Source organism: Micromonospora sp. L32 (assembly GCF_052068055.1).
In the GTDB taxonomy this organism is placed as follows: domain Bacteria; phylum Actinomycetota; class Actinomycetes; order Mycobacteriales; family Micromonosporaceae; genus Micromonospora; species Micromonospora purpureochromogenes.
In genome coordinates this window covers 319,424-335,030 of sequence record NZ_JBQHDD010000003.1, presented here as the reverse complement: position 1 = coordinate 335,030, position 15,607 = coordinate 319,424, and the positions used below count along the sequence as shown (strand labels likewise).

Below are 15,607 nucleotides of genomic sequence, written 5' to 3'. Positions count from 1 at the left end.
GATCGCGAGCGGCCCGCCGACCGCGCGGATCGCCAGCGGCCCGCTCACCGAGCGGATCGCGAGCGGTGCAGTCGCCGAGCGGACGGCGCGGGCCGCCTGCCGGTGCGGTCGGCGCGGGCCGGGGTCAGGGCCGGGCGAGCAGCGGGGGCAGCCGGACGGCCAGCCGTTCGTACTCCTCGGCGGAGTTGTAGACCTGCGCGCAGAGCCGTAGCCAGCCCCGACCGTCCCAGGCCATCACCGCCACCTCGGCGGCGAGCCGCTCGGCGATCCGGCCAGCAAGAGCCCGCGCGGTGTCGATGGTGGTGGCCACGCCGGGCGGCAGCGGCACGATCCGCATGGCGACCGCCGGTCCACCCGGGTCCGGCAGGTCGGCCGGCGCCACCCCGAGGGCGTCCCCGACCACCCGTTGCCCGTACGCGGCCAGCGCCGCGTTGTGCGCCCGCACCCGGTCCAGGCCGAGGCTGCGCAGCGCGTAGAGCCCGGCCGGGGCGCTCAGCCAGCCCGTGTAGTCGAGGGTCGCCTGCCACTCCACGTTGCCGGGGAAGCCGGCGCCCTGCTCCCAGGAGACCACCAGCGGCTCGATCCGCTCCCGCCACGGCGGGGCGACCACTAGCACGGCGGTGCCCCGCGGGGCGAACGCCCACTTGTGCAGGTTGCCCACCCAGAAGTCCGCGCCGACGGCGCCGACGTCGACCGGCAGCATGCCGGGCACGTGCGCCGCGTCCACCAGCACCGGTACGCCCCGCTCCCGGGCCACCTGCACCACGGCCGCCACCGGAAAGAGTCGGGCGGTGGGCGAGGTGAGCTGGTCGACGACGAGCAGTCGGGTCCGCCCGGGTCGCAGACCGGTGCGGACGATCTCGACGACCTCCTCGTCGGTGGCGGTCAGCGGCACCCGCAGCGCCCGGGTGCCCGCCCCGGTACGCCGGCACTCCCGCTCGATGCTGAAGCCGACGGCGCCGTACCCGTGATCGGTGGTGAGCACCTCGTCGCCGGCCCGCAGGCCGAGGGACTGCAGGACCAGCGCGACGCCGGTGGTGGCGTTGCCGACCAGCGCCGTACCGTCCGGATCGGCGCCCAGGAAGGTGGCCAGGTGCCGCCGGGTGTGGCCGATCCGGTCGGCCAGCCCCTGGGTGAAGAAGCGCAGGGGGTTGGACTCCATCTCGTCGCGCAACCGCTGCTGCGCCCGCTGCACGCTGATCGGTACCGCGCCGAACGCGCCGTGGTTGAGGTAGCTGACCGCCGGGTCGAGCGAGAAGAGCAGTCGGGCCCCGGGAATCGGCTCGGGCGGCCGGGCGACGGTCACGCGGTGATCATATCCGTCGACGGATCAACCGTCGTCGGTTCGCCGTCCTCCGGCGGCAGCCCGCCGTCGGCGGCAACGCGCCGTGCTGCCGGCGGTTCGACCCGGTGCGCCGCCGATCGGGTGACCGCAGTCTGCGGTCGTTGAGCAGCGGCGCGTCGAGGCTGGGGGCGGTGCGCAGCGGGTGGGTCAGGCGCGGGGGTGTGCCTGCCGGTACGCGGCGCGCAGCCGCTCGACCGAGACGTGGGTGTAGATCTGGGTGCTGCCGAGCGAGGAGTGGCCGAGCAGTTCCTGCACGGCGCGTAGGTCCGCGCCGCCCTCCAGCAGGTGCGTCGCCGCCGAGTGCCGCAGTCCGTGCGGGCTGACCCGGGGCAGGCCGAGGGACTCGGCGTACCCGGCCACGATCCGGCGCGCCGTCGTCGGGTTCAGCCGCCCGCCGCGCGCGCCGAGCAGCAGCGCCTCCCCGGAGCCGGGCACCGCCAGGGCGGGCCGCCCGGAGCGCAGCCAGTCGTCGATCGCCCGCTGGGCCGGCACCCCGTACGGCACCGAGCGTTCCCGGCCGCCCTTGCCCAGGACACGGATCACCCGGCGGCCGTGGTCCACGTCGGCGACGTCCAACCCGCACGCCTCGCTGACCCGTACCCCGGTGCCGTAGAGCAGTTCCAGCAGGACCCGGTCGCGCAGTCGCACCGGTTCGTCCTCGGGGCGGGCGGGGTGGGCTGGACCGTCCTGCCGGGTGGCCCCGGTGGCCGCGTCGTCCCGGTGTCCGTCCGCGTCGGGCCCGGCCGGGTCGGGGCCGGTCGCCGTGTGCCCGGTCGGGTCGGTGGGCCGAGTGGGGTCGTCGTGTCGCGGGCCGACGATGCGTGCTGCCGCGTCGGTGCGGGTGCCGGCGGCGGGCCCGGTCGCTTCGGCGGGCCGGGTGGCGGAGGGACGCCGATCGGGCGCCTCCACGAGGGCGGCGGCCTGGTCGGCCCGGAGCACGGTGGGCAGGTCGCGGTGCGCCCGGGGGCTGGACAGCGGAGCCGCCACGTCGGTGGGGAGCACGCCCGCGCGGTGCGCCCAGGCGCTGAAGGTCCGCGCCGCCGCCGCCCGCCGGGCCAGTGACGTCCGGGCCGCTCCCACGGTGCGCTGCCGGGCCAGCCAGCTGCGCAGCACCGTCAGGTCCAGCTCGGCGGGTGCGGAGCAACCCATCCGTACCGCGTGGTCGAGCAGCGAGACCACATCGGCGACGTACGCCCGCACGGTGTGCGCGGATCGGTTGCGCACCCGGGCCAGGTGGTCGGCGAAGTCGTCCACGGCCTCCCGCATGGCGGGTGGCAGCGCCTCGTGGGTGGCCCGGGTGGCCCGCGTGCCGCCCGTCATCGCCCCGCCCGTGCCGTCGACGGGCAGGCCGGAGCGGGGAGGCGTGGCACCGTATGACGTCCGGCTGGCATGGGCTCAGCGTAGGCGCGTGCCGGGCGGTCGGCAGAACTGCGCATCGACACGATGCTGCGCGAGGACGCGCACCGGCCCAGCCGTTCCGTCCCGGGGGCGCGGCGTGGACAAAGTAGACCTGACCTTGCGTGGCGGCGCGCCGTCGGTGCTGGCCGGTGGTGGCGTGGACGGGGAGACTGGAGGCAGGGACGGCGCGTGCGCCGTCGCCCGGTTGCCTCGGCGGAGACGCCGACGGGAGGAGGGGACCGCTCATGGGCCTGGACGTCGTCCTCTACCGGCTGGTCCGTGGCGGCCCCGGCCGTCGGCCGTCCCCGGTCGCGGCGCAGGTGGTGCCCGACCCCGACGACCTGCTGCTCGATTTGCTGAAGCGGGGTCGGGGCGGCGGACGCACCCCGACGCTGGACCGGGTCGACCCGCTCGGTGAGCTGGTGGTCGGGGCGGAGCGGGCACCCCAGCTCCTGACCGAACTGGACTGCCTGGTCGAGGCCGCCCGCACTCCGGCCGAGACCGCGCAGGTGCGGCGGGTCGCGGTGCTGGTCCGCCGGTGCGTACACGAGCGCGACCTGGAGATCCGGTTCGAGGGGGACTGAGCCCGTCAGCCTCTGGTCTCTCGCCCCGGGCCGGCGGGGGCGCGCGCCGACGTGGCGGGCCGCGCCAGGGCGTACCCGCCGTCCCGGCGAAGCACCAGCGCCAACTCCTCCAGCAGGGAGAGCTTCCGCATCGCCGTCCGTATGTCGACCCCGGCCCGCGCGGCGAGCGCGTCGAGCCCGACCACCCCACGCCGGGGCAGCGACTCCAGCACCATGGTCGCCTCGTCGTCGAGCAGGTCACCCGGGCGCTCCGGCCCTCGTGCCGGCGGGGCCAGGTCGGTCCCGATCCGGCCGACCTCCTCCAGCACGTGCGGCACCCCGGTCACCAGCCGCGCGGCCGGCTGCTCCCGCAGCACCTCGTGCGCCCCGACCGACATCGCCGAGGTGACCGGGCCCGGCACCACCATCGCCCGCCGGTCCATCGCGATCGCCCGGTTCACCGTCTGCGTCGCGCCGCTGCGGGCCGCCGCCTCCACCAGCACCGTCCCCCGGGTGGCGGCGGCGATCACCCGGTTGCGGATCAGGAACCTCGGCCGCAGCGGGTCGGCGCCGGGCATCCACTCGCTGACCAGCAGCCCGGTCTCGGCGATCCGGTCGAACAGGGCGGCGTTGCCCATCGGGTAGGGCCGGTCGACGCCACAGGCCAGCACGGCCACCGTCAGCCCGCCGGCGGTCAACGCGCCCCGGTGCGCCGCCGCGTCGATGCCGAACGCCCCGCCGGAGACCACGGTCCAGTCCCGCTCGGCCAGCCCGTACCCGATCTCGGTGGCGACGTGCAGGCCGTACCCGGTGGCGGCCCGCGCGCCGACCACCGCGACGGAGCGGTCCAGCGCCTCGCCGAGCGGCCAGCCGCCGCGTACCCAGAAGCAGAGCGGCGGGGCGGTCTCCAAATCGACCCGCCGGCTCGTTCCGGACAGCACCAGCCGGCGCAGGTCGTCCAGGCGAGCGGGCCACTCCTCGTCCTCGGGCGTGAGGAGGCGGGCACCGATCCGCTCGGTGCGGGCGAGCGCGTCGGCGGCGACGGCGCGGGCGTCCTCGCCGGCCGTGCGCGCCGACACCGCCGTACGCAGGCTCGCCTCCGGCGCGCCCCCGTCGAGCAGCAGGTCCAGCGCCGCCACCGGACCGAGCTGCTGGACCAGCCGGTGCACCGACCGGGTGCCCGGCTCGGTGAGCCAGGTCAGCGCCACCCGGGCCAGCAGCCGCTCCTCGCTGGTGCTCATGCTCCCTCTCCCGTCCTGAGCTGGATGGCCTCCAACACGTCCTCGCGCTGCGGCCTGGCCCGCCCGTCGAGGTCCGCGATGGTCCAGGCCAGCCGGATGATCCGGTCGAAGCCACGGGCCGAGACGGCCCCCGAGTCCAGCCGGCCGCGCAGCTCGGCGGTGTCCCGGGCGGGCAGCCGCCAGGGCGGCTGTCGCAGGTGCGGGCCGGGGATCTCGGCGTTGAGCCGGCGGCCCACCGGAGCCCAGCGCACCGCCGCGGCCTGCCGGGCCGTGGCGACCCGGGCCGCCACGGTCGCCGAGGACTCGCTGGCCACGGCGGCCTCCATCAGCTCCGCCGCCCGCACCGGCAGCAGCTTCACCTGCACGTCGATCCGGTCCAGCAACGGCCCGGAGAGCCGGCCCAGGTACCGCCGCCGGGCCAGCGGACTGCACTCGCAGTACGCGTCGCCGGCCGGCTTCGCGCACGGGCACGGATTGGCGGCCAGCACCAGTTGGCTGCGGGCCGGGTACTCGGTGCCGCCCCCACTGCGGGCCAGCTGGATCCGGCCATGCTCCAGCGGTTGCCGCAGCGCCTCCAGCGCGCCCTTGCTGAACTCGGGCGCCTCGTCGAGAAAGAGCACGCCCCGGTGGGCCAGCGAAACGGCTCCCGGCCGGGCCAGCCCGGACCCGCCCCCGACCAGGGAGGGGATGGTCGCCGTGTGGTGCGGCGCCTGGAACGGCGGCCGGCGCAGCAGCCGGCCGCCCGGCGGGAGCAGCCCGGCGATCGAGTGCAGCGCGGTGACCTCCAGCGCGGCGGCGTCGTCCAGCTCCGGCAGGATCGAGGGGAGCCGCTCGGCGAGCATGGTCTTGCCCGCGCCGGGCGGCCCCAGCAGGGCGAGGTGGTGCCCGCCCGCGGCGGCCACCTCCAGCGCCCGGCGGCCCAGCGCCTGCCCCGCCACCTCGGCCAGATCCGGGCCGTCGACCGGGGGCGGCGCCGGCGTGGCGGGCGGCTCGATCAGCGGGCTGCCGTCGCGGACGAAGCAGGCCAGCCGGTGCAGCGTGTCGACCGCCCGGACCCGGATCCCGGGGATGACCGCCGCCTCGGCGGCGTTCTCCACCGGCACGATCACCCGGTCCCGCCCGGCCCGGGCCGCGGCCGCCACCATCGGCAGCACCCCGCGCACCGGCCGGACCGTCCCGTCCAGGCCCAGCTCGCCGAGGATCACCACGCCGTCCAGCGGCACCAGGGGCAGCTCTCCGGAGCCGCCCAGCACCGCCGCCGCGATGGCCAGGTCGAAGGCGGAGCCGTACTTGGGCATCGTCGCGGGCAGCAGGTTGAGCGTGATCCGCCGGTTGGGCCAGCGCTGACCCGAGTTGACGATCGCGGCCCGTACCCGGTCGCGCGCCTCGTGCAGGGCGCTGTCGGGCAGGCCGGAGATGACCACCGCCGGTAGCCCGGCGGCCAGGTCGGCCTCCACCTCGACCAGGTGGCCGGTGACCCCGACCAGCCCCACGCTGAACACCTTGGCGTAGCTCACGCCAGCACCCCCGGCGTACGCATCAGAACGCCCCCTTGAGGTGCTCGACGCGGGCCGCGCCGGCGGCGGACAGCCGGACCGCCAGCACGTCGAAGCGCACCTCGTCGGCGTCGACCCCGCTCTCGGCCAGCCAGCGGGCGGCGAGCCCGCGCAACCGGCGGGCCTTGGCCGGCACGACCGCCTCGGCCGGGGTGCCGTAGTCGTCGGTGCGTCTGGTCTTCACCTCGCAGAAGGCGAGCACCCGGCCGTCCCAGGCGATGATGTCGATCTCCCCGTCCGGGCAGCGCCAGTTGCGGGCTACCGGCCGCAGCCCGGCCCCGATCAGGTGCCGGACGGCGCACCGCTCGCCGTACGCGCCGACCGCCTGGTTCCGCTTCGTCATGCCGGTCAGGGTGGTCCGGCCGGCGGCCGCGCCGGGGCCGGCGGCGGGGTGCCTGTGGACGACGAGCCGGCCTGTGGACAGGCGGACGATCATGGGTGTCCCGTGCTAGGGGCCCGGCCGCCGCAGGCAGGGGAGGGCTCCGCCGCCGAAGAGCCCGGACCTGTGCCGGGAGGGACGGATGGCGCCGGTGGGGTGGGTCGCATACGGTGCCGGACGTGGACGCACGACGGAGCTATCCCGAAGATCAGGAGTCGCGCTGGTATCCCGCCGGGCAGGAGCGCGGCTACGGCGAGCCGGACTGGCGCGGCGCGGGCGAGTCCCGCACCCGGGATGACGAGTACCCGACCCCCGAGCAGCGCGCCGCGGAGGAGGGCCGGTTCGCCGATCCGGGCGGCCCCGGACGGTACGGCCAGACCGGGCGTTACGGCGCGGCGGACCCGCTCGGAGACTCCCGGGGCGAGTCCGAGGGATACCGCGCGACCCGCTCACGCCGTGCCGACGACCCCGACGTCTCTGGCGAGCTGCCGGGCGACCGCCCCGGCCGGCGGGCGGCCCGGGAGACCGCCGACCCCCTCACCACCACCGGCGCGGGCCCGCTGACCTCCGTCGACCGGCTCTCCACCACCGGTGCCGGGCCGCTGACCAGCGGTGTCGACCGACTCGGCGGCCCCGGGTCGGCCGGCGTGGAGGCGGGGGAGCGGCCGGATCGGGTCCGGTCCGCCCCGCTGGGCGGGTACCCGATCGTCGAGCCGGCCCGCCCCGCCGAGCCGGCGCACCCGCTGGAGATGCCGACCGGCCCGATGCCTCCGGTCATGCCCCGCCTGGACGGCGCGGTGGGCCCCGAGGCGGCGTACCGTCCGGCCGGCGGGCCCTCCGACGGCGTCTACCGGACCCGCCGGCCGGCGCTGGCGGTGCTCCTCGTCCTGCTGGTGCTGGTCTTCGAGCTCCCCGCGCTGCGGGTGCTGCTGCACGGCCTGACCGGCGACCCGGTCTCGACGTCGCACGTCGTCGTCGGCACCTTCCTCGTCACCGGGCTGCCGATCTTCGCCGCCGGCCTGTACGGGCTGCGCACCGGCGGCCTGGCGATGGCCGACGGGGCGCGGGGCTGGCTGCGCCCGCCGACCGCCTACCTGACCGTCGGGCTGGTGCTCTTCCTCGCCGCCGCGCTCGCCGCCGGCTGACCCGGGCGCAGCGCGCCCGCCGCCGGCTGACGCGGGCGGGACGCCGCCGGCCGACCCGAGCCGGCCGGCGGCCGCCCTCCCAGGGCCCAGGTCGGTGCGGTGCGGAGCAGGTGCCGGAGATCCCGGTCGGCGTGCCGCGTCCGAATTCGCGACGGGAGCATCGGACCGGCGGGTTCGCGCACCCGCCAGCTCGGCGGCGCGACAGGCGCGTACACTGGTCGACTGGCGACCGCCTCGCGCGGTCGACCTCGCGCGCCCTCTCCACGGTTCGTCGTGGGGCGGCGGCCTCCCTGGTCCCGATCTTGGTCGGGTCCGTCATGGCCGACGACCGGGCGCCAGGCGTCCGGCCGCCGGCCGGACGGGACAACCAGGGACAATAGGAGTACCCACCATGGCCGTCGTGACCATGCGTCAGCTGCTGGAGAGCGGTGTCCACTTCGGGCACCAGACCCGGCGCTGGAACCCGAAGATGAAGCGCTTCATCTTCACCGAGCGCAACGGTATCTACATCATCGACCTGCGCCAGACCCTCGACTACATCGAGAAGGCCTACGAGTTCGTGCGTGGGACCGTCGCCGAGGGTGGCAGCATCCTCTTCGTCGGCACCAAGAAGCAGGCCCAGGAGGCCATCGCCGAGCAGGCGACCCGGGTCGGCCAGCCGTACGTCAACCACCGCTGGCTCGGTGGCATGCTGACCAACTTCCAGACGGTGTACAAGCGCCTTCAGCGGATGAAGGAGCTGGAGGCCCTGGGTGACCTGACCGGCACCGCCGCGGGTTACACCAAGAAGGAGACCCTGCAGCTCTTCCGCGAGAAGACCAAGCTCACCAAGACCCTCGGTGGTCTGCGGGACATGCAGAAGCTCCCGGCCGCGATCTGGGTGGTCGACACCAAGAAGGAGCACATCGCCGTCGACGAGGCCCGCAAGCTGGGCATCCCGGTGATCGCGGTGCTCGACACCAACTGCGACCCGGACGAGGTCGACTTCCCGATCCCGGGCAACGACGACGCGATCCGCTCGGCCGAGCTGCTGACCAGGGTCGTGGCCGCCGCCGTCGCCGACGGTCTGATCGCCCGCTCCGGCCGCCGCCGGGGCACCGACGAGAAGCCCGAGCCGGGCCAGGTCGGCGCCGACGAGCCGCTGGCCGAGTGGGAGCGCGAGCTGCTCGAGGAGCCGAAGAAGGCCGACGAGCAGCCGGCGCAGCAGGTTGAGCAGCCGGCCGAGAAGCCGGCCGAGCAGCCGGCGACCGCCGCCGCGGAGTGACCGCACCGCCGCTTCCCCACCGTCCGTTTTCACCGACGGTGGGGAGCGGCGGGTACGCCGGGCACATCCGGCCCGGATCCGGGTAACCGGCACCCAGACCATCCCACCCCGCAGTTCCGACATCGAAGAGAGAGCCATGTCCAACTTCACCGCCGCGGACGTCAAGAAGCTCCGCGACCTCACCGGCGCCGGCATGATGGACTGCAAGAAGGCGCTGACCGAGGCCGAGGGCGACTTCGACAAGGCCGTCGAGATCCTGCGTGTCAAGGGCGCCAAGGACGTGGGCAAGCGGGCCGGCCGTACCGCCGCCAACGGCCTGATCGCCCACTCCGGCAAGGCCCTGCTGGAGCTCAACTGCGAGACCGACTTCGTCGCCAAGAACGAGGCGTTCGTCGCCCTGGCCCAGCAGCTGGTCGAGCACGGCGAGCGCAGCGGCGTCAGCAACGCCGAGGAGCTGCTCGCCTCCGAGCTGGACGGCAAGACCGTCGCCGACCTGATCCAGGAGCAGTCCGCCAAGATCGGCGAGAAGCTGGTGCTCAACCGCTTCGCCAAGCTGGACGGCAACGTCGCGGTCTACCTGCACCGCAAGAGCCAGGACCTGCCGCCGGCCGTCGGCGTGCTGGTGGAGTACGCCGGCCAGACCGACGAGGCCGGTGACGCCGACGCGCGCGGCGCCGCCATGCAGATCGCCGCCATGCGGCCGAAGTACCTCACCCGGGACGAGGTGCCGGCCGAGGTCGTCGAGTCCGAGCGGCGCATCGCCGAGCAGACCGCCCGCGAGGAGAACAAGCCCGAGGCGGCGCTGCCGAAGATCGTCGAGGGTCGGGTCAACGCCTTCTTCAAGGACTACGTCCTCGTCGAGCAGGCGTCGGTGGCCGACAACAAGAAGACGGTGAAGCAGGTGCTGGCCGAGGCCGGCATCGAGGTGACCCGCTTCCTGCGGTTCGAGGTCGGCCAGGCCTGAGCCGCCGGATCGGGCGTGTGACGCGCCCGAGGGCAGGAAACGTCGACGAGGAGGCCGCCGGTGTACGTGACAGGCACCGCGGCCTCCTCGTCACATAGGGTCGGCAGCGGCAGTTGCGGGGTACATGGCGTGCAGGACGTGCGCGCGGGGAAGGGCGGGGCGGATGACACAGGTTGTGAGTGACCGGAGCCTGGAAGCGGACGACCCGACGGCGCCGCCGCCCGGGCGGGCCCGCCGGGTGGTGCTGAAGCTCTCCGGCGAGGTCTTCGGCGGCGGGGCGATCGGCGTCGACCCGGACGTCGTACAGGCCATCGCCCGGCAGATCGCCACCGTGGTCCGCCACGGCGTGCAGGTCTCCGTGGTGGTCGGCGGCGGTAACTTCTTCCGCGGCGCCGAGCTGCAGAAGCGCGGCATGGACCGGGCCCGGGCCGACTACATGGGCATGCTCGGCACCGTGATGAACTGCCTCGCCCTCCAGGACTTCCTGGAGAAGGAGGGCATCGAGACCCGCGTGCAGAGCGCGATCACGATGGCCCAGGTCGCCGAGCCGTACATCCCGCTGCGCGCCATCCGGCACCTGGAGAAGGGCCGCGTGGTCATCTTCGGCGCGGGCGCCGGCATGCCGTACTTCTCCACCGACACGGTTGCCGCCCAGCGCGCGCTGGAGATCCGCGCCGACGTGGTGCTGATGAGCAAGAACGGCGTCGACGGCGTCTACACCGCCGACCCCCGGATCGACCCCTCCGCCAGCAAGTTCGACTCGATCACCTTCTCCGAGGTGCTGCGCCGCAACCTGCGGGTGGCCGACGCCGCCGCGTTCAGCCTCTGCATGGAGAACGGCCTGCCGATGCTGGTCTTCGGCGCCCAGGGCGACGACACGATCATTCGCGCCGTCGGCGGCGACAAGATCGGTACCCTGATCACCGCCTGAACTCCCCCGGCCGACCGTCTCGGCGGTCCTCCGACGGACAGCAGCAGAGCCCACCACGAGTAACAGAAGGAGGCGAGGAGACCGGTGATCGACGACACCCTCCTCGAGGCCGAAGAGAAGATGGACCGTGCCATCGAGCACGCCAAGGAAGAGTTCGGCGCCATCCGCACCGGCCGCGCCAACGCCGCCATGTTCTCCAAGGTCGTCATCGACTACTACGGCACCCCCACCCCGCTGCCCCAGATGGCCTCCATCGGGGTTCCCGAGCCGCGCATGGTGATCATCAAGCCGTACGACAACTCGCAGATCAACGCCATGGAGAAGGCGATCCGCGACTCCGACCTCGGCGTGAACCCGAACAACGAGGGCAACCAGCTGCGCATCCTGCTCCCCCAGATGACCGAGGAGCGCCGCCGCGAGATGATCAAGGTGGCCCGGCACAAGGGTGAGGAGGCCAAGGTGGCCATCCGCAACATCCGCCGCAAGGGCAAGGAAGAGCTGGACCGGCTCGTCAAGGACGGCGAGGTCGGCGAGGACGAGGGCCGCCGCGCCGAGAAGGAGCTCGACGACCTGACCCAGCGGTACGTGGCCAGCGTCGACGAGCTGGTCAAGCACAAGGAGACCGAGCTGCTCGAGGTGTAGCCGCCCGGACGGGACACCCCGTCCCGGACGCCACCGAGGCCCGCCCCCCGCATCCGGGGAGCGGGCCTCGCCTCGTTCAGCGCGAGATCCGCACGTTCCGGGTCGTCTCAATCAGCGTCGTCCCCTGGTACGCGTCGTGCAGCTCGAACCGCACGACGGCCCGCCCCGAATGCAGGACCGGGTCGGCCGGTAGAAGCTCATCGCGAGGCTCGTGGTGCCGCCGTCGCAGGTGATCTCGCCGGCGCCGTACCGTGGCTGCGCCCGGCTGCCGGTGGCCGGCTGGCCTCGTCCGCCGCCCCCGGCCGCCCCGTGCAGTAGGCTCGGCACGATTCCCGGCCACCGCGCGGTGAACGGGGGGAATCGGCCGGCCGTCGGGCCGGTCAACCGGACGGAACAGTCACGCGTGTAGGGGATGGCCTTGGTCTTGCGGCATGTGGTGGAACTCGTACCGTTCCCGCACGGTGCGTGATGTCCCACCCCGACCCCTACGGCGGCACCGAGCCTCGCGGCTGGGACCGACCCGAACGCCCGCCCGCGCTGCCCTGGCCGGAGCGTGACGTCGAGCCCACCGGCCCGTGGAACCGGCAGTCCGGCGCCGACCTGTACGCCGGGCCGCAGGCCCGCCCCCGGCCGACCGCCCGCCGGTACGACGAGCCCGCCCTCGACCCGTACGACGGGCACGGCGGCCCGTACGACCGCCACGACGCCGACCGCTACGGGGCCTACGACGACGGGTACGACCGGCGCGGTCCGGGGCGCCCGCCGCGCGACGACGACATGCCCACCTCCTCGCTCCCGCCGGTGCGCGACGACGACGTGCCGACCTCCCAGTTCCCCCCGGTGCGGGAGGCCGGCGAGCCGGAGCGCGACCCGCAGCGGCCCCCCGGCCGGCGGCAGCCCGGCCGGCGTCGGGCCAGCGCGGACCGGCCGGCGACCGGGCAGTCGGCGCCCAGCCGGGCCGGCCGTAACCTGCCGGCCGCCATCGGGGTGGGCCTCGGGCTCGGCGCGCTGATCCTGATCCCGCTCTTCTTCTACCTGCCGGCGTTCCTCGCCGTGGTGGCCGGCGCGATCGGCGTGGGCATCTGGGAGATGGCCCGGGCGGTACGCCGCAGCGGCGCCCACCCACCGCTGGTGCCGCTGATCGCCGGCGGCGTGCTGATGATCGGGCTGGCCTGGTACGCCGGGCCGGACGCGCTCAGCCTGGGTCTGCTGGTCACCGTGCTGGGCACGATGATCTGGCGGCTCGGCGACGGCCCGGGCGGCTTCCAGCGGGACCTCACCGCGGCCACCCTGATCGCGGTCTACGTGCCGTTCCTCGGCGGCTTCGCGGCGCTGCTCGCGGCGGCGCCCGACGACGGCCACCTGCGGGTGCTGGCGACCCTGGTCGCCGTGGTGCTCTCCGACACCGGCGGGTACGCGGCGGGGGTGTCCTTCGGCAAGCACCCGATGGCCCCCTCGATCAGCCCGAAGAAGTCCTGGGAGGGCTTCGCCGGGTCGGTCTCGGCGGCGGCGGTCGGCAGCGCCGTGCTGCTCTGGCTGCTCTTCGACCTGGCACCGTGGTGGGGCGCGCTCTTCGGGGTCGCGGTCTCCGTCGCGGCGGTCCTCGGCGACCTCGGCGAGTCCATGATCAAGCGTGACCTGGGCGTGAAGGACATGAGCAACCTGCTGCCCGGGCACGGCGGCCTGATGGACCGGCTCGACTCGATCCTCTTCGCCGTTCCCGCCGCGTACCTGCTGCTGGCGGTCTTCGTGCCGGTGGTGGGCTGAGGCATGAATCACGCCCGGCAGATTGTGTCGCCCGCCCGGTGGGGGTCGATTCGGCACCTCCGGACGGCTGTGTTCCCCGGTCGGCGTGTCAGACTGGACCGGCCATGACGAGCCTGCCTGTGATCCCCGTAGACCCCGACGCCCCCGGGCGCCGGCCCGCGATGCCGCCCCGCCACCTCGCCGACCTGGACCTGCCGGGCCGGCAGGCGCTGGTGACCGAGCTGGGCGAGCCGGCCTTCCGCGCGAAGCAGGTCTCCAACCACTACTTCGGTCGGCTGGTGCGCGACCCGGAGCAGATGACCGACCTGCCGGCAGCCACCCGGGAGCGGCTGGCCGGCGCGCTGCTGCCGACCCTGCTCAACCCGGTCCGCGAGCTGGCCTGCGACGACGGCGCCACCCGCAAGGCGCTCTGGCGGCTGCACGACGGCTCGCTGGTGGAGAGCGTGCTGATGGGCTACCCGGACCGGGTCACCGTCTGCATCTCCAGTCAGGCCGGCTGCGGCATGGCGTGCCCGTTCTGCGCCACCGGCCAGGCCGGGCTGACCCGCAACCTGTCCACGGCCGAGATCGTCGACCAGGCGGTCTACCTCGCCGGCGTCGCGGCCTCGGGTGCGGTGGCCGGGTCGCCGCCGCGGCTGTCGCACGTCGTCTTCATGGGCATGGGCGAGCCGCTGGCGAACTACAACCGGGTGGTGGCGGCGATCCGTCGGCTGGTCGCGCCGGCCCCCGAGGGGCTGGGCCTGTCGCAGCGGCACATCACCGTTTCCACGGTCGGCCTGGTTCCGGCCATCCGCCGACTGGCCAGCGAAGACCTCTCAGTGACCCTTGCGCTGTCGCTGCACGCGCCCGATGATGATCTGCGCGACGAACTCGTGCCGGTCAACCAGCGCTGGAAGGTAGCCGAGGTGCTGGACGCAGCGTGGGACTACGTGGCCCGGACGGGGCGCCGCGTGTCGATCGAGTACGCGATGATCAAGGACGTGAACGACCAGCCGTGGCGGGCGGACCTGCTCGGGCGGCTGTTGGCCGGCAAGCTGGCCCACGTGAACCTCATCCCGCTCAACCCGACACCCGGCAGCCGCTGGGACGCGAGCGCGAAGCCGGTCGAGCGCGAGTTCGTCCGGCGACTCCGCGAGGCCGGGGTGTCCACCACGGTGCGGGACACCCGGGGGCGCGAGATCGACGGCGCGTGCGGGCAGTTGGCTGCCGCCGAGGACAGGGACACCGATGCGCCGCGCGGGCGTGACCGGGCGTAGCGACGAGACCAGGAGACATAGTGGCGAGTCAGGGTCAGCGTTTCCGGCGTAAGGCGCTCCGCCGGGGATACAAGGTCGACGAGGTGGACGCCTTCCTGGACCGGGTCGAGGCGACACTCGCCGGCCAGCCGGTCGGCGCGCCCGTGGCCTCCCAGGAGGTCCACGACGTCGTCTTCCGGGTCCGCTTCAATGGCTACGACGAGTGGCAGGTCGACCTGCACCTGGACCGGGTCGAGCGGCAGCTGGCCGAGCTGGAGGAGCGCGGCGGCCTCGGCGGTCGCGGCGGCGACCCGCGGGGCGCCGACCGCCTCGGCCCGCCGATGCGCGACGACCACCGCGGCCTGTCCCCGGTGCCGCAGCCGCTCCCGCCGCGTGCCATGCCGGCCCAGGCCGGCCCGCAGGGCTACGGCAACCGGTACGACGAGCCCACCGGCGCCTTCGCCGGCGGGTACGACGCCCCCCGGGGCGGCTACGACGCGCCGCGCGGTCCGGGTGGTCCCGGCCCGGGCGGGCCGATGGGTCCCGGTGGTCCGGGCGGCCCGGGCGGGCACGGCGGTCCGCCGCAGCGCGGCCTGCCCCAGGGGCCGGGTGGCTACGGCGCCCCGGAGGAGCCGCGGTTCGACGGTTTCGAGGCGGGCCGGCACGGCCGGGCCGACATGACCGCCGAGATCCGGATGCCGGAGCGGGACCAGCGCGACATGCGCGGGCGCGGCCCGGCCGGCCCGCCGATGCCGCAGCCGGCGCTCGGTGGCCCGCCGATGGGTGGCCCGCCGCCGATGGCCGGTCCGCCGGTGGGCGGCCCGCCGATGGGCGGCCCGCCGATGGCCGGTCCGCCCGGCAGCGACCTCTACCGGGTCGACCAGATCCGGCGCAGCTTCCAGGTGCGTCGCTTCGGCAGCGGATACGACCCGGACCAGGTGGACCGGTTCTTCGAGACGCTGCTCGGCGGCATGCAGGGCCGCAACCCGATGCCGGTGAACCCGAAGGACCTGGACACCCTGCGCTTCGGGCTGGTGCCGGGCGGCTACTTCGAGGCCGAGGTCGACGCCGCGCTCAAGGACGTGCAGGACATCCTCTTCGGCCGCTGACCGCGCGAGGGGGACCGCCGCGGCGAGACAGCAGCGACGGGACCGGAGCGACGGGGATCGACGTGACG

13 protein-coding genes and 1 pseudogene are annotated in these 15,607 nt (G+C 74.8%); 9 read left to right on the top strand and 5 right to left on the bottom strand.

Features of this window, described 5'->3' with window-relative positions:
* Positions 1 to 124 precede the first annotated feature (124 nt).
* Together ACTMTB_RS10405 and ACTMTB_RS10400 are read right to left on the bottom strand one after the other, a co-directional pair.
* The gene (locus ACTMTB_RS10405; protein WP_441144491.1) at positions 125 to 1,306 is read right to left on the bottom strand and encodes an aminotransferase class V-fold PLP-dependent enzyme; all 1,182 of its coding nucleotides are present in this window, start codon (positions 1,304 to 1,306) and stop codon (positions 125 to 127) included.
* A 186-nt stretch (positions 1,307 to 1,492) separates the two neighbouring features.
* Complete coding sequence (locus ACTMTB_RS10400; protein ID WP_441144490.1) at positions 1,493 to 2,665, bottom strand: tyrosine-type recombinase/integrase; 1,173 nt, start codon at positions 2,663 to 2,665, stop codon at positions 1,493 to 1,495.
* A gap of 323 nt (positions 2,666 to 2,988) precedes the next feature.
* Here ACTMTB_RS10400 and ACTMTB_RS10395 point away from each other — a divergent pair, with 323 nt between their 5' ends.
* The gene (locus ACTMTB_RS10395; protein WP_357612605.1) at positions 2,989 to 3,327 is read left to right on the top strand and encodes a hypothetical protein; all 339 of its coding nucleotides are present in this window, start codon (positions 2,989 to 2,991) and stop codon (positions 3,325 to 3,327) included.
* A 5-nt stretch (positions 3,328 to 3,332) separates the two neighbouring features.
* On the opposite strand, the gene ACTMTB_RS10390 is transcribed toward ACTMTB_RS10395, so the two are convergent.
* Genes ACTMTB_RS10390 through ACTMTB_RS10380 form a run of 3 tightly spaced genes read right to left on the bottom strand, consistent with a single transcriptional unit; the run spans position 3,333 to position 6,446 of the window.
* Positions 3,333 to 4,547 (bottom strand): DNA-processing protein DprA, encoded by a 1,215-nt coding sequence (locus ACTMTB_RS10390; protein ID WP_441144489.1) that lies wholly within the window; start codon positions 4,545 to 4,547, stop codon positions 3,333 to 3,335.
* The gene (locus ACTMTB_RS10385) at positions 4,544 to 6,064 is read right to left on the bottom strand and encodes a YifB family Mg chelatase-like AAA ATPase (RefSeq protein WP_441144488.1); all 1,521 of its coding nucleotides are present in this window, start codon (positions 6,062 to 6,064) and stop codon (positions 4,544 to 4,546) included. The genes ACTMTB_RS10390 and ACTMTB_RS10385 overlap by 4 nt, the downstream gene beginning before the upstream one ends.
* Positions 6,065 to 6,086: 22 nt before the next feature.
* Complete coding sequence (locus ACTMTB_RS10380; RefSeq protein WP_350798511.1) at positions 6,087 to 6,446, bottom strand: YraN family protein; 360 nt, start codon at positions 6,444 to 6,446, stop codon at positions 6,087 to 6,089.
* 178 nt (positions 6,447 to 6,624) lie between these two features.
* Here ACTMTB_RS10380 and ACTMTB_RS10375 point away from each other — a divergent pair.
* The 8 genes and pseudogenes from ACTMTB_RS10375 to ACTMTB_RS10340 all read left to right on the top strand — a co-directional run bounded on the left by ACTMTB_RS10375 (position 6,625) and on the right by ACTMTB_RS10340 (position 15,539).
* Positions 6,625 to 7,627: pseudogene (locus ACTMTB_RS10375) on the top strand (hypothetical protein).
* 391 nt (positions 7,628 to 8,018) lie between these two features.
* Positions 8,019 to 8,891, top strand: coding sequence for a 30S ribosomal protein S2 (gene rpsB / locus ACTMTB_RS10370; protein WP_441144486.1), 873 nt, complete (start codon positions 8,019 to 8,021; stop codon positions 8,889 to 8,891).
* Positions 8,892 to 9,027: 136 nt separating this feature from the next.
* Entirely contained in the window at positions 9,028 to 9,855 is an 828-nt protein-coding gene (gene tsf, locus ACTMTB_RS10365) for a translation elongation factor Ts (protein WP_441144484.1), read from the top strand.
* Positions 9,856 to 10,018: 163 nt separating this feature from the next.
* Complete coding sequence (gene pyrH, locus ACTMTB_RS10360; RefSeq protein ID WP_441144482.1) at positions 10,019 to 10,786, top strand: UMP kinase; 768 nt, start codon at positions 10,019 to 10,021, stop codon at positions 10,784 to 10,786.
* An 84-nt stretch (positions 10,787 to 10,870) separates the two neighbouring features.
* Entirely contained in the window at positions 10,871 to 11,428 is a 558-nt protein-coding gene (gene frr / locus ACTMTB_RS10355; RefSeq protein WP_210778183.1) for a ribosome recycling factor, read from the top strand.
* A 468-nt stretch (positions 11,429 to 11,896) separates the two neighbouring features.
* The gene (locus ACTMTB_RS10350; protein ID WP_441144480.1) at positions 11,897 to 13,195 is read left to right on the top strand and encodes a phosphatidate cytidylyltransferase; all 1,299 of its coding nucleotides are present in this window, start codon (positions 11,897 to 11,899) and stop codon (positions 13,193 to 13,195) included.
* A gap of 104 nt (positions 13,196 to 13,299) precedes the next feature.
* Complete coding sequence (gene rlmN / locus ACTMTB_RS10345) at positions 13,300 to 14,451, top strand: 23S rRNA (adenine(2503)-C(2))-methyltransferase RlmN (protein ID WP_154943493.1); 1,152 nt, start codon at positions 13,300 to 13,302, stop codon at positions 14,449 to 14,451.
* Positions 14,452 to 14,471: 20 nt separating this feature from the next.
* Positions 14,472 to 15,539, top strand: a complete 1,068-nt coding sequence (locus tag ACTMTB_RS10340; protein WP_441144478.1) for a DivIVA domain-containing protein — start codon at positions 14,472 to 14,474, stop codon at positions 15,537 to 15,539.
* Positions 15,540 to 15,607 lie beyond the last annotated feature (68 nt).

Coding starts and splice junctions, on each gene's coding strand:
- rpsB (WP_441144486.1), top strand. CDS start 8,019: ATGGCCGTCGTGACCATGCGTCAGCTGCTGGAGAGCGGTGTCCACTTC.
- ACTMTB_RS10395 (WP_357612605.1), top strand. CDS start 2,989: ATGGGCCTGGACGTCGTCCTCTACCGGCTGGTCCGTGGCGGCCCCGGC.
- ACTMTB_RS10400 (WP_441144490.1), bottom strand. CDS start 2,665: ATGACGGGCGGCACGCGGGCCACCCGGGCCACCCACGAGGCGCTGCCA.
- ACTMTB_RS10380 (WP_350798511.1), bottom strand. CDS start 6,446: ATGACGAAGCGGAACCAGGCGGTCGGCGCGTACGGCGAGCGGTGCGCC.
- ACTMTB_RS10390 (WP_441144489.1), bottom strand. CDS start 4,547: ATGAGCACCAGCGAGGAGCGGCTGCTGGCCCGGGTGGCGCTGACCTGG.
- rlmN (WP_154943493.1), top strand. CDS start 13,300: ATGACGAGCCTGCCTGTGATCCCCGTAGACCCCGACGCCCCCGGGCGC.
- ACTMTB_RS10350 (WP_441144480.1), top strand. CDS start 11,897: ATGTCCCACCCCGACCCCTACGGCGGCACCGAGCCTCGCGGCTGGGAC.
- tsf (WP_441144484.1), top strand. CDS start 9,028: ATGTCCAACTTCACCGCCGCGGACGTCAAGAAGCTCCGCGACCTCACC.
- pyrH (WP_441144482.1), top strand. CDS start 10,019: ATGACACAGGTTGTGAGTGACCGGAGCCTGGAAGCGGACGACCCGACG.